Genomic DNA, 12,919 nt, shown 5'->3' on the forward strand with positions numbered 1-12,919 from the left:
ATGCATTCTTGTCCGATCTTCCTGATAGCGGGCGAGCCGAGCGCGCGCGGGGCGCTTCAAGCAGAGGTGGCGTCGGGCGTCCCGAGCCGGGGGTGCCCGGGGGCGGTGGATGCTGCGCCGGGCAGCCACGCTGCAAACGCGTCAGGCGCGCCGGTCAAGCGAACCGAACTGGGGTGATGTCGTCGTGACTACCGGCGCAGCCGTTGAGCTGCGCGTGATCGGCAGCGGATTGTGCGGAGCTGTCGAGGTGGAAGCCGACGGCTGTTCCGAAATCGAATTGCCGTCATGGATCGAATCGCCGTCGTGGATCGAATCGCCATCATGGCGGCTGGTCGGCGTGTAGGCCGTGAGCTCGTATGCCTCCATCGGAAAGTTTTCCCTGAATTTGCCGAAGAGCTTTTCCGCAGCAGTCTCAGGCGTCAGCGCGTTCGCCTCGGGGTTGCCGGGGTTCTGCGCCCGAATCACATTGAGTGCGCCCTGAGCCGTGCGGGGCGTCATCGGAAATTGCGCGGAATGATGCGCTGTATCGACGATCCCGGCAGTGCGCAACGGCGGGATGCGTGCCGGCTCGTTCGTATCGGACAGAAAAAACGACGCCGTTCCGAGCGGTTTGTAATTCACGTCTTCAACAGGGTGCCGATTGGAAAAGACGGCGACGGGCTCAGGAAGCGCATCACCACCCATGTGCTGCGCCATTCCGGGGTTCACGACGAATACCCCATGATGGCAAGGGTTCCCGGAACCGTCGCCGATCCCCCCGCTATTGCGATAACCGCCCGCGATCAATCCTTCCTGGTTGATAGAGGAGCGATTGTGCGGCATGGTCGTATGCAAATAGGCCCTGGGAAGGTTCAGTTGCGCAGGCTGCTGGAATGGCACGAGCGGTGCGAGCGCCTGAGACGGTTTGGACGGTTCGCGATGCGGGTTGGATGCTGGTGTTTTTTCCGGTTGGCCGCCCCCTTTGAACAACAAGCTCAGTCCGCTGGGCCCACCACTGGTCACGCGTGAATCCATTGCATCTCCTCTACAGTTGGTACGTGGACCGACATCGTGTATCGGATCCTGTACTTGGCGAATGCAAATCACGAATGCATGGCGCAGCGCGCGAAGCCGGCAGGACGAGCACACACTTGCACGAGCCGCGCCAACGGTTGCTGATTGGTCGAACGCAACACATCGCTGGCGTATCGGGGAGAAGATACGATCTGGATCAGGCGATTGCCGCATGGACGGCAGCTTACGATCAGGCCGGCAGCTTGCTCATCGATATCAACATGAACCATGCTCAGCTCACGCCAGGAACGTCGGAACAGGAAGTAAAGACCGCGCTGGCTGCAGGTCAGACCACCGATCTGATTACCTACTTCAACCAGGCAGCATGAATCGTTGCGGTGGATGGCCCCGGATAACCGGCCATTCACCGCAACTTTGCAACGCAGCCGATCATACCGACGCCGCGAAACAGGTCGTGCCACGAGAATCCGGGGAAAACGACCGGCCGGTACGACTGTCCGTTCTTCTTCGCGAGCGCGAGATCGGGCCGCAGCACCGCGATTTTCCAATTGTCGACATCCTGGGGCGTCACGTAGCGGCCGCCCCACCCACGGCCGCTCGACCGCGTGCACGGCGTGCCCCGCCGGTCGGTACGCCGCCCATGAATTCCGACGCGCGCTGCGGCCGAGGTCGCGATCGAGCAGTGGCATGCGTCGGCATGCATTGATGGACCTGGAACGATATTGGCAATGAAACGCAAGCGGTTCATTGCGAAGTATGGCGATCTGGTTGGGGATATCTGTCGCTCAGCCAGGCTGGAAGCGTGGCCGGCTCCGGCGTGTCCGGAGCAACTAGCAGGGTGCTAGCTCAAGAAATACGATATTGGCATGCGGCCCCGGCAACCGCGTTGCGTTGCGATCCCGGGACAGCCCAGGCGGCGGCCCAAGGGCCGCCGCCATGTCTCAACGCTCGAGGAAAGGCCTCAGCTTGTCCGCACGGCTCGGATGCATCAGCTTGCGCATCGCCTTGCTCTCGATCTGGCGAATCCGCTCGCGCGTGACGTCGAACTGCTTGCCGACCTCTTCAAGCGTGTGATCCGAGGTCGTATCGAGCCCGAAGCGCATCCGCAGCACCTTGGCCTCGCGCGGCGACAGCCCGTCGAGCGCCTCGTCGATCGCCGCGCGCATGTTCGCGTGAATCGCGGCCTCGGCCGGCGAACTCGCGGACGCGTCCTCGATCATGTCGCCGAGCGTCGCGTCGGCATCGTCGCCCACCGGGGTTTCGAGCGACACCGGCTGCTTCGCGATCTTGAGGATGCTGCGCACCTTCTCTTCCGACATCTCCATGCGCTTCGCAAGCACGGCCGGATGCGCTTCCTGCCCGGTCTGCTGCAGGATTTCGCGCGAAATCCGGTTCAGCTTGTTGATCGTCTCGATCATGTGCACCGGCACGCGGATGGTGCGCGCCTGATCGGCCAGCGCACGCGTGACCGCCTGCCGGACCCACCAGGTGGCGTACGTCGAGAACTTCCAGCCGCGCCGGTATTCGAACTTGTCCACCGCCTTCATCAGGCCGATGTTGCCTTCCTGGATCAGATCCAGGAACTGCATGCCGCGGTTCACGTATTTCTTCGCGATCGAAATGACCAGGCGAAGGTTCGCCTCGATCATCGCGCGCTTGGCCTGCCGCATCTTCAGCTCGGCGGCACTCATCTGGCGGTTGATCTGCTTGAGCTGCTGGAGCGGCAGCGCGACCTTGGCCTCGATGTCGATGAGCTTCTGCTGCCCGGCCTGGATCGCCGGCAGATGCCGCTCGAGCGCCGCGCCGAACTGCTTCGACGTCGCCGCCGTGCGGCTCGTCCATTCGAGATCGGTCTCGCAGCCCGGGAACGACTCGACGAACGCGTCGCGCGGCATGCCGCAACGGTCGACCGCGATCTCCAGGATGCTGCGTTCGATTGCGCGAACTTCCGTCACCTGGTCGTGCACGGTGGCGCACAGGCGGTCGATCGTCTTGGCGGTAAAGCGGATCGGCGCGAGTTCGCGCTGGATCTCCACGCGCACTTTCGCGGCCGCCTCGGCACGGGCCTGCCCGGTCACGGGCACATCCGGCAACTGCTCGAACAGCGCACGCACACGCGCGAAAATCGCCAGGCTGTCGTTCGTCAGTGCCTCGAGGCGGGCTGCGCTCGCCTTCTCCGATTCCCCGCTGTCGGCCGCTTCATCGTCGTCGCCGTCCGAGTCGTCGTCGGAGGCGTCTGCCGCCTCCACCTCGTCGGCTTCGAGCGCCGCGCCGCTTTCGTCGGCGGCGCCGCTTTCGTCCGTGTCGTCGCTGATGCCATCGACCAGCTCGTCGATACGCAGTTCGCCGGCGGCGATGCGTTCCGCATCGGCCAGAATCGTCGACACGACCGACGGACACGCGGCGATCGCCTGAATCATGTCCTGCAGGCCGTCCTCGATGCGCTTTGCGATCTCGATTTCGCCGGCGCGGGTCAGCAGTTCGCTGGCCCCCATTTCACGCATGTACATCCGGACCGGGTCCGTCGTGCGGCCGAATTCGGAATCGACGGTCGACAGCGCGGCTTCCGCTTCCTCGTCCGCCTGATCGTCGGACGCCACGGCCGGCGCGGCGTCGTTCAACAGCAGCGTTTCCGCGTCGGGCGCCTGCTCGTACACGGCCACGCCCATGTCGCCGAACGTGCTGACGATCGTCTCCATCGCAGCCGTCTGCGTGAAGTTGTCCGGCAGGTGGTCGTTGATGTCTGCGTGGGTGAGATAGCCGCGCTCGCGGCCAAGCGCGATCAGCGCGCGCATCTGGCGCTGGCGCTCTTCGTCCTGGCGCGCGGTCGACGCGGTGTCCTGCGGCGCGGCGACGCCCTGGGTCTTGCCCTTCGGGGCGCGACGGCCGGCCTTCGACGCGGCTGCGGTCACGCGGGAAGCTGAATCATCGCGAACTGGATTTGCCAATACACTCTCCTCGACAGGTTGGCCGACGATCGTTGCTGACCTGACGGCGGTCAAGTCTGACGGGGTGCGAACGAAATCGTGGGATGGCGCACGGACAGTCGAAGCCGGAGTGCATCTCACGGATTCCGGTGCGCGCAGAATGGGGAACCCTAAATTTTACCCGACATGCTTGTGCAACGCAACACTTTGCATGGCGTCTGCTTGCACGGCAGGGGCCCCCGGCCGAGGAACGTCGCGGTCGGCGAGGGTGATGGCGCTGCCCGGTCAGGCGAGACGGACGTTCGACGATCGGCTCGCCGAGACGGTTGTTGCGAGCGCCTTCGGCATCGAAGCTCGGCGCGAACACATGTTCGAATCCGCGATCTGTCCCTTCTCCGCTGCATTGCAAGCCGCGCTCGATCCGGCCGACGCCGGTACCGCACGCCGCTCATCATGTCGCCGGCAGGCCGCGGGCGCCGGCCGGCGCCCGGACCCTACCTCAAAAGCCCACCCGATCAGCCGACGCCCGCCTCTGCGCCGCGCACCGCCTCGCCCCGTTCCGGCCCGCTGCGCGCCAGCACCGGCGCGAGCGCGCGCCCCGTATGGCTCGCGCTTACCTGCACGAGCCCTTCCGGATGCGCCGCCGCCACGATCGTGCCGCCGCCCACGCCGCCCTCCGGCCCGAGGTCGATGATCCAGTCCGCTTCCGCGATCACGTCGAGGTCGTGCTCGATCACGACGACACTGTGCCCCGCATCCACCAGCCGGTGCAGCACGCGGATCAGCCGCGCGACGTCCGCCATGTGCAGGCCCACCGTCGGCTCGTCGAGCACGTACAGCGTATGCGGCGCCTTCTGGCCGCGCCGCGTGACGTCGTCGCGCACCTTGCTGAGCTCGGTGACGAGCTTGATGCGCTGCGCCTCGCCGCCGGACAACGTCGGCGACGGCTGGCCGAGCGTCAGGTAGCCGAGGCCGACGTCCTTCATCAGCTGCAGCGGATGCGCGATGTTCGAGATCGGCGCGAAAAACTCGACCGCCTCGTCGATCTCCATCGTCAGCACGTCGCCGATGTTCCGGCCGCGCCACGTCACCGCGAGCGTCTCCGGGTTGAAGCGCTGCCCGTGGCACACGTCGCACGGCACCTTCACGTCGGGCAGGAAGCTCATGCCGATCGTGCGCACGCCTTGCCCTTCGCAGGCGGGGCAGCGCCCGTCGCCGGTGTTGAACGAGAAACGCGATGCCGTGTAGCCGCGCGCGCGGGCCTCGAGCGTATCCGCGAACAGCTTGCGGATGGTGTCCCACACGCCGATATAGGTCGCCGGGCAGGAGCGCGGCGTCTTGCCGATCGGGGTCTGGTCGACTTCGAGCACGCGGTCGATATGCTCCCAGCCGCTGATCGATTCGCAGCCCTGCCACGCATGCGTGACGTTGAGCGACGGCCGGGGCGCGCTGCGCGCCAGCACGCTCGCGCGGCGCTTCGCGGCCGGCGCGTCCTGCTCCGCGGCCTTGCGCGCGCGGCGCGTCGCCGGCGACGACAGCACCGAGCGGCCCACCGCGTCGAGCAGGTTCGTCATCAGCACGTCGCGCGCGAGCGTCGACTTGCCCGAGCCGCTCACGCCCGTCACCGCGACGAGCCGCGCGAGCGGAATGCCGACCGTCACGTCGCGCAGGTTGTGCAGCCTGCCGCCGTGCACCGTCAGCCAGTTCTCCGGCGCCGCCGCACCGCTCTTTGCGCCCGGCAGGCTCACACCGCGGCGCGGCTGCAGCGGATGCACGATCGGCTGCGCGAGGAAGCGCCCCGTCAGCGAATCGGGCTGCGCGGACAGCTCCGCCACGCCGCCCTGCGCGACCAGCGTGCCGCCGCGCTTGCCGGCGCCCGGGCCGACGTCGATGATGTGATCGGCGCGGCGAATCGTGTCTTCGTCATGCTCGACGACGACGAGCGTATTGCCCTTGTCGCCGAGCTTGCGCAGCGCGTCCAGCAGGATCTGGTTGTCGCGCGGATGCAGGCCGATCGTCGGCTCGTCGAGCACGTAGCAGACGCCCTGCAGGTTGCTGCCCAGCTGCGCCGCGAGCCGGATGCGCTGCGCCTCGCCGCCCGACAGGCTCGGCGCCGCGCGGTCGAGGCTCAGGTAGCCGAGCCCGACTTCCTCGAGGAACGCGAGACGGCTGCCGATCTCGCTGACGATGTCGCGCGCGATCTGCGCGTCGCGCCCCGACAGCTGCAGGCCGTCGATCCAGCGGCGCGAATCCGACACGGTCCACTGCGCGACGTCGACGATCGGATGGCCGTCGAAGGTCACCGCGCGCGCGGACGGGTTCAGCCGCGTGCCGCCGCAATCCGCGCACGGCTCGTCGCCGACGCCTTCCGGCTCCTGCTCGTCGGAGGGCAAGGTCTGCTCGCGGCCGCGGCCGTCTTCGGCGAGCACCGTGTCGTCGTAGGCCGCGCGCTGCTCGCGCGTGAGCGAGAGGCCCGTGCCCACGCAGGTCGTGCACCAGCCGTGCTTGCTGTTGTACGAGAACATCCGCGGGTCGAGCTCCGGATAGCTCGTGCCGCACACCGGGCATGCGCGCTTGACCGACAGCACCTTGACCTCGCCGATCCCCGTGGTCGGGTGATCGTTGCTCATCGCATGGTGCAGGCCGTCGAGCGGCGCGAGCAGGTGCATCACGCCCTTGCCGAGCTCGAGCGTCTCGTCGAGGCGCTGCCGCAGCTCGGCCTCGTTGTCCGGTGACACGACGAGGTCGGCCACCGGCAGCTCGATCGTATGCTCGCGGAAGCGGTCGAGCTTCGGCCACGGGTCGACCGGCACGAATTCGCCGTCGACGCGCAGATGCGTGTTGCCGCGCGCCTTCGCCCACTTCGCGAGATCCGTGTACACGCCCTTGCGGTTGACGACGAGCGGCGCGAGCAGCCCGACGTGCTCGCCGCGGTGATCGCGCAGCAGCTGCGCGGCGATCGATTCGACGGTCTGCGACGTCACCGGCGTGCCGTCGTGGATGCAATGCTGCAGGCCGAGCTTCACGTACAGCAGCCGCAGGAAATGCCACACCTCGGACGTCGTCGCGACCGTGCTCTTGCGGCCGCCGCGCGACAGGCGCTGCTCGATCGCGACGGTCGGCGGAATGCCGTACACCGCGTCGACTTCGGGGCGCCCCGCCGGCTGCACGATCGAGCGCGCATACGCGTTCAGCGATTCGAGGTAGCGGCGCTGGCCCTCGTGGAACAGGATGTCGAACGCGAGCGTCGACTTGCCGGAACCGGACACGCCGGTCACCACGTTGAACTTGCCGTGCGGAATGTCGACGTCGAGCGCCTTCAGGTTGTGCTCGCGCGCGTTGACGATGCGCACGACGTCCTCGCCTTCGACCGCCCGCCGCGCACGCGCCGCGTTCAGCGCGGCCTGCAACGGCACGCCCTCGTCTACCGGTTCGGCTTCGGCGCCCATCGCGCGGTCGTAATGCACCAGCGCCACACCCGTATGCGATCCGGCGCATGCCTTCACGTCGTCGGGCGTGCCCGCGCACAGCACGAGCCCGCCGCCGTCGCCGCCTTCCGGGCCGAGGTCGATCAGCCAGTCGGCCGCGCGGATCACGTCGAGGTTGTGCTCGATCACGATCAGCGAATGGCCGCTGGCGAGCAGCTTGCCGAACGCCTGCATCAGCTTCGCGATGTCGTCGAAGTGCAGCCCCGTGGTCGGTTCGTCGAACATGAACAGGCGCGCCTGCGCGACGCGCTGCTCCTCCGTGACGACCCGCCGCCCGCTGCCGGCCTTCGCCGATTCGGCGAGAAAACCCGCCAGCTTCAGGCGCTGCGCCTCGCCGCCCGACAGCGTCGGCACCGGCTGGCCGAGCTTCACGTATTCGAGCCCGACGTCGACGATCGGCTGCAGCACGCGCAGCACCTCGGCGTCGGCGGCGAAGAACGCCGCGGCTTCGCTGACGGTCAGGTCGAGCACCTCGGCGATGCTGAGCGCGCGGCCGTCGCGCGCGATCCGCACTTCGAGCACCTCGGCGCGGTAGCGCTGGCCGTCGCAGTCCGGGCAGCGCAGGTAGACGTCGCTCAGGAACTGCATCTCGATGTGCTCGAAGCCCGAGCCGCCGCACGTCGGGCAACGGCCGTCGCCCGAGTTGAAGCTGAACGTGCCCGCGCCGTAGCCGCGCTGCAGCGCGAGCGGCGCCTTCGCGAACAGCTTGCGGATCTCGTCGAACGCGCCGACATAGCTCGCCGGGTTCGAGCGCGTGGTCTTGCCGATCGGCGACTGGTCGACGAACACGACGTCGCCCACCTGCTCCGCGCCCGTCAGGCGGCGGTAGGCGCCCGGCGATTCGGTCGCCTTGCCGAAGTGCCGCGCCATCGCCGGATAGAGCACGTCCTGCAGCAGCGTCGACTTGCCCGACCCCGATACGCCGGTCACGCACACGAGGCGCTGCAACGGAATCTCGACCGTCACGTCGCGCAGGTTGTGCTCGCTCGCGCCCTCGAGCACGATGCGCGGCGTGTGCGCGTCCACCGTGCGGCGCGACCAGTGCGACGCGTGCGCGACGTGCTTGCGGCCGCCGAGATACTCGCCCGTCAGCGTGCGGGCCGAGCGGATATCGCCGGGCGTGCCGTCGTAGACGATCGTGCCGCCGCGCTCGCCCGGGCCGGGCCCCATGTCGATCAGGCGGTCGGCCGCGAGCATCACCGACGGGTCGTGCTCGACCACCACCAGTGTATTGCCCGCGTCGCGCAGGCGCTGCATTGCCTCGACGATCCGGTTCAGGTCGCGCGGATGCAGGCCGATGCTCGGCTCGTCGAGCACGAACAGCGTCTTCGTGAGCGAGGTGCCGAGCGCCGTCGTCAGGTTGATCCGCTGCACCTCGCCGCCCGACAGCGTGCGGCTTTGCCGGTCGAGCGTCAGGTAGCCGAGCCCGACGTCGCACAGATACTTCAGCCGCGTGCGCACCTCGGCGAGCAGCAGCTTCAGCGCGTCGTCGAGCAGCGCGCTCGGCAGGCTGATGTCGTCGAAGAAGCGGCGGATGCGTTCGATCGGCAGCAGCATCAGGTCGTGCACCGTCAGGCCCGGCAGCGCTTCGAGCTGTGCGCGGGTCCAGTCGACGCCGCGCGGCAGGAAGCGGCCGGCCGGCGCGAGCGCCGCGTCGGCGTTCGCCTTCGAGCCGAGCCGCCACAGCAGCGATTCGGTCTTCAGGCGCGCGCCGCCGCACACGTCGCACGGCGTGTAGCTGCGGTATTTCGACAGCAGCACGCGGATATGCATCTTGTACGCTTTCGATTCGAGGTAGCCGAAGAAGCGCTTCACGCCGTACCACTGGCTCTGCCACTTGCCGTTCCAGTCCGGCGAGCCGTTGATCACCCAGTCCCGCTCGTCGGACGTCAGCTCGCCCCACGGCGTGTCGCGCCGGATGTTCGCCTTCGCCGCATAGCGCATCAGGTCGTCCTGGCACTCCTTCCACGCGGGCGTCTGCATCGGCTTGATCGCGCCGCCGCGCAGCGTCTTGCGCGCGTCGGGAATCACGAGGCCGAGATCGACGCCGATCACGCGGCCGAAGCCGCGGCAGGTTTCGCATGCGCCGTATGCCGAATTGAACGAGAACAGTGCGGCCTGCGGATCGGCGTAGCGGAGGTCGCTGTCGGGATTGTGGAGCCCGGTGGAGAAACGCCACACCTCGGATTCCGGCGCCGCGGCGGTGGCGTTTTCCGGCACCTGCGCGAGCACGTAGACGTTCACGCGCCCGCCGCCGCGCTTGAGCGACGCCTCGATCGCCTCGATCACGCGCACCTTGTCGGCCTGATGCAAGCGGAAACGGTCGGCCACCACGTCGAGCACCTTGCGCGGCCCGGTGGGCGACGCGACTTCGCGCTGCGCCTGCACTTTCGTATAGCCGCTCGCCGACAGCCATTGCTCGACTTCCTCGTCGGTCACGGTTTCCGGCAGCTCGACCGGAAACGTCACCACGAGCCGCGGATCGCGATCGGCCGTGCGCGCGGCGAGGTCCGCGTAGATCGTCTCCGGCGTGTCGTGCCGCACCGGCTGCGCGTTCTTGCGGTCGAACAATTCCGCTGCGCGCGCGTACAGGAGCTTCAAATGGTCGTTGAGCTCGGTCATCGTGCCGACGGTCGAGCGCGAACTGCGGACCGGATTGGTCTGGTCGATCGCGATCGCGGGCGGCACGCCGTCGACGCGGTCCACCTGCGGCCGGTCCATCCGGTCGAGAAACTGCCGCGCATACGCGCTGAACGTCTCGACGTAGCGCCGCTGGCCTTCCGCGTACAAGGTGTCGAACACGAGACTCGATTTGCCGGAGCCCGACGGGCCGGTGACGACCGTCATTTCGCCGGTGCGCAGGTCGAGGTCGAGATTCTTCAGATTATGCTGACGTGCGCCGCGAATGCGGATCTGATTGCTGGATGACAATTTGTCTGCTCGTCGGGGTGGGTTGGCCAGGGGCGCGGCGCCGCGATGCGGAAACGGGTGCGGTCCGGTTTCGGACGAATACTATACTGTATATTCGTACAGTTCTCCATCCGTGGCTGTTTCGGGGGTGTCTCGGGCGGTGCCGTGCGTTCACCGCTTCCTTAAACCCGAAACCGACAGGCTGCACGGCGTCGCCCCCTAGCCCTGCACTGTGATGACGTCCAGGACGGCGTGGATGATTTCGCCTGCGTCACTCCTGCTCACGCCAGCCCTGACGGCCTCCGGCGCTCCGCTCCAGGCCAGATCACGACCTTCGCGGTACAGAATGAATTGCAGTAGAATGTGCAACATTCTGTACAAAATCGCAGCCTACGGAGAAAGCCATGCCCATCTCAGCCCGCGATGTGATTTCGCTGTCCCAAGCCCGGGCCAATCTGTCCGAACTGGCCGACCAGGTGAAGGCCGGGGCCGAGAAGATCGTCACGAAAAATGGCGAAAGCTACGTTGCCATCATCGACGCCGAGCGGCTGGACTACTATCACCAGCTGGAACGCGAGCGCATCCACTTGTTCCTGATAGAAGACGCGAGCAAGGGCCTGGCCGACGTGTCCGCGGGCAAGGTAAAAGACGCGCGCAGCACCCTTTCCGACATCAAGCGCCGTCGCACCAACAAAGCAGCCGGCTAACCGGCCGATTCGCCCCGTGACTGCCCTCCATACCGTAAAGCTCACCGCGAACTTCGAGTACAACCTTGAAGAAATCGACGCATTCCTGCTGGAAGCCGAAACCCCGCAAGCGTTCGATGCTCTGCTGGAAGAATTGACGGATACCGTCATCCCTAATCTGGAGCGCTTTCCCGGCATGGGCCGTTTGTTCCTCGAACGGCCTGCCCGCTCCGTGGAGGCGCGCAACGGCATGGCGCGTCTGGCCGAACAACTCGACGTCATTGCCGAAGGCAGCGAACTGCGCGAGTACGTGGCGACGCACTACCTGCTGCTGTATGCGCAGATCGGGGGCGCGGTGTATCTGCTATCCATTCGCCACCCTCGGCAACTGTCGTTTGATTTCGCGGGTCACTGGCCGGCGTGAGCGGATCATCCGAGGGAATCGCAATGACTCCCGCCCACGCCCAAGACCCGCCCAGTGCTCGCCGACGCCCCCCTCAGATATGCACCGCGTGCCCCAACGCCCGCAACGCGGCCTCCTGCATCGCCTCGCCGAGCGTCGGATGCGCGTGTATCGTGCCACCGATATCCTCGAGCCTTGCGCCCATCTCGATCGACTGCGAGAACGCCGCGGCCAGCTCCGACACGCCTCGCCCGACCGCCTGCCACCCAACGATCAGGTGCGTATCGCGCCGCGCGACCACCCGCACGAAGCCGTCGGTCGCCTGTAGCGTCATCGCCCGCCCATTCGCGGCAAACGGAAACGACGCGCTCAGACAATCGACGCCGGCCGCCCGCGCATCGTCCGGCGACCACCCCGATGTCACGATCTCCGGATCGGTGAAGCACACAGCAGGAATCGACGCCGGCACGAACTTGCGACGCTTGCCAGCGATCAGCTCCGCGACCACCTCGCCTTGCGCCATCGCGCGATGCGCGAGCATCGGCTCGCCGGCGACGTCGCCGATCGCCCACACGTTGCGCATCGACGTCCGGCATTCGTCGTCGATACGCAGCGCGCGGCCGTTGCGTTCGAGCGGCAGCGTCTCGAGGCCGAAGCCGTCGACGCGCGGCCGGCGGCCCACCGCCACCAGCACGCGATCGGCCGGCAGCGTCCGCTCGGCGCCGTCGGGCGCCTGCACGCGCACCGCGCCGTCGTCCGCGAGCCCGAGCACCTTGTGGCCGAGCCACATCCTGACGCCGAGCCGCGCAAGCGAATCGGCGACCGGCTTCACGAGCTCCGCGTCGTACGCGGGCAGCACGCGCTCCGCCGCCTCGACCACGCTGACGTCGACCCCGAGCTTGCGATAGACCATCCCGAGCTCCAGCCCGATGTAGCCCGCGCCGACGACGACCAGCCGCTTCGGCAACGTCTTCGGCGACAGCGCCTCGGTCGACGACACGACATGCCCGCCGAACGGCATCGACGGCAGCGCGACCGGCTCCGAACCCGTCGCGAGCAACAGATGCTCGCAGCCGATCCGGATCGTCTCGCCGCCGGCGTCGACCTCGACGGTCTTGCCGTCGATCACGCGCGCATCGCCGTGCAGCACGCGCACGCCGTTCTTCTTCAGCACCGCGCCGACGCCGCGCGTCAGCTTGTCGACGACGCCATCCTTCCACGCGACGCTGCGCGCGATGTCGATCTCGGGCGAGTGCACGCGGATGCCGAGCGCGCCTTCGCCTGCGTGGTCGCGCGCCTGCTCGAAGGCATCGGCGACGTGGATCAGCGCCTTCGACGGAATGCAGCCGATGTTCAGGCAGGTGCCGCCGAGCCGGTCGCGCTCGACGAGCAGCGTCGGAATGCCGAGCTGCCCGGCGCGAATGGCGGCGACGTAGCCGCCCGGCCCGCCGCCGATCACGAGCAGCGTGGTGTGTTCATTTTTCATTAGGA

The 12,919-nt window shown here is 67.5% G+C and carries 8 protein-coding genes; 3 read left to right on the forward strand and 5 right to left on the reverse strand.

What is annotated here, in order from left to right; genetic code table 11:
• Positions 1-141 precede the first annotated feature (141 nt).
• Positions 142-1,014: a hypothetical protein gene (locus ABFO07_RS33480; RefSeq protein WP_230961516.1), complete on the reverse strand. Its 873-nt coding sequence runs from the start codon at positions 1,012-1,014 to the stop codon at positions 142-144.
• A 116-nt stretch (positions 1,015-1,130) separates the two neighbouring features.
• Between ABFO07_RS33480 and ABFO07_RS33485 the strand changes: the two genes are divergently transcribed.
• A complete protein-coding gene (locus ABFO07_RS33485) occupies positions 1,131-1,382 on the forward strand; it encodes a hypothetical protein (RefSeq protein WP_124490497.1) in 252 nt (83 codons plus the stop codon).
• A 35-nt stretch (positions 1,383-1,417) separates the two neighbouring features.
• Here the strand turns inward: ABFO07_RS33485 and ABFO07_RS33490 are convergent, their stop codons facing one another.
• The 3 genes from ABFO07_RS33490 to uvrA form a co-directional block, all read right to left on the reverse strand.
• Positions 1,418-1,717 (reverse strand): hypothetical protein, encoded by a 300-nt coding sequence (locus ABFO07_RS33490; protein WP_347469769.1) that lies wholly within the window; start codon positions 1,715-1,717, stop codon positions 1,418-1,420.
• 238 nt (positions 1,718-1,955) lie between these two features.
• The gene (gene rpoD, locus ABFO07_RS33495; RefSeq protein WP_059997063.1) at positions 1,956-3,962 is read right to left on the reverse strand and encodes an RNA polymerase sigma factor RpoD; all 2,007 of its coding nucleotides are present in this window, start codon (positions 3,960-3,962) and stop codon (positions 1,956-1,958) included.
• Positions 3,963-4,456: 494 nt separating this feature from the next.
• The gene (gene uvrA / locus ABFO07_RS33500) at positions 4,457-10,360 is read right to left on the reverse strand and encodes an excinuclease ABC subunit UvrA (RefSeq protein ID WP_060273134.1); all 5,904 of its coding nucleotides are present in this window, start codon (positions 10,358-10,360) and stop codon (positions 4,457-4,459) included.
• A 383-nt stretch (positions 10,361-10,743) separates the two neighbouring features.
• Between uvrA and ABFO07_RS33505 the strand changes: the two genes are divergently transcribed.
• Positions 10,744-11,046, forward strand: coding sequence for a type II toxin-antitoxin system Phd/YefM family antitoxin (locus ABFO07_RS33505; protein WP_059881505.1), 303 nt, complete (start codon positions 10,744-10,746; stop codon positions 11,044-11,046).
• Positions 11,047-11,062: 16 nt separating this feature from the next.
• Positions 11,063-11,449, forward strand: a complete 387-nt coding sequence (locus ABFO07_RS33510; protein ID WP_059810073.1) for a type II toxin-antitoxin system RelE/ParE family toxin — start codon at positions 11,063-11,065, stop codon at positions 11,447-11,449.
• A 73-nt stretch (positions 11,450-11,522) separates the two neighbouring features.
• On the opposite strand, the gene lpdA is transcribed toward ABFO07_RS33510, so the two are convergent.
• Positions 11,523-12,914 carry a dihydrolipoyl dehydrogenase gene (gene lpdA, locus ABFO07_RS33515; RefSeq protein ID WP_059891645.1) on the reverse strand — a complete coding sequence of 464 codons (1,392 nt, stop codon included), beginning with the start codon at positions 12,912-12,914 and terminating at the stop codon, positions 11,523-11,525.
• Positions 12,915-12,919 lie beyond the last annotated feature (5 nt).

The organism is Burkholderia stagnalis (genome assembly GCF_039848545.1).
Classification (GTDB): domain Bacteria; phylum Pseudomonadota; class Gammaproteobacteria; order Burkholderiales; family Burkholderiaceae; genus Burkholderia; species Burkholderia stagnalis.

Excerpts from the sequence above, each read along its gene's own strand:
- lpdA (WP_059891645.1), bottom strand. The coding sequence starts at position 12,914 with ATGAAAAATGAACACACCACGCTGCTCGTGATCGGCGGCGGGCCGGGC.
- ABFO07_RS33505 (WP_059881505.1), top strand. The coding sequence starts at position 10,744 with ATGCCCATCTCAGCCCGCGATGTGATTTCGCTGTCCCAAGCCCGGGCC.
- ABFO07_RS33490 (WP_347469769.1), bottom strand. The coding sequence starts at position 1,717 with ATGCATGCCGACGCATGCCACTGCTCGATCGCGACCTCGGCCGCAGCG.
- ABFO07_RS33480 (WP_230961516.1), bottom strand. The coding sequence starts at position 1,014 with ATGGATTCACGCGTGACCAGTGGTGGGCCCAGCGGACTGAGCTTGTTG.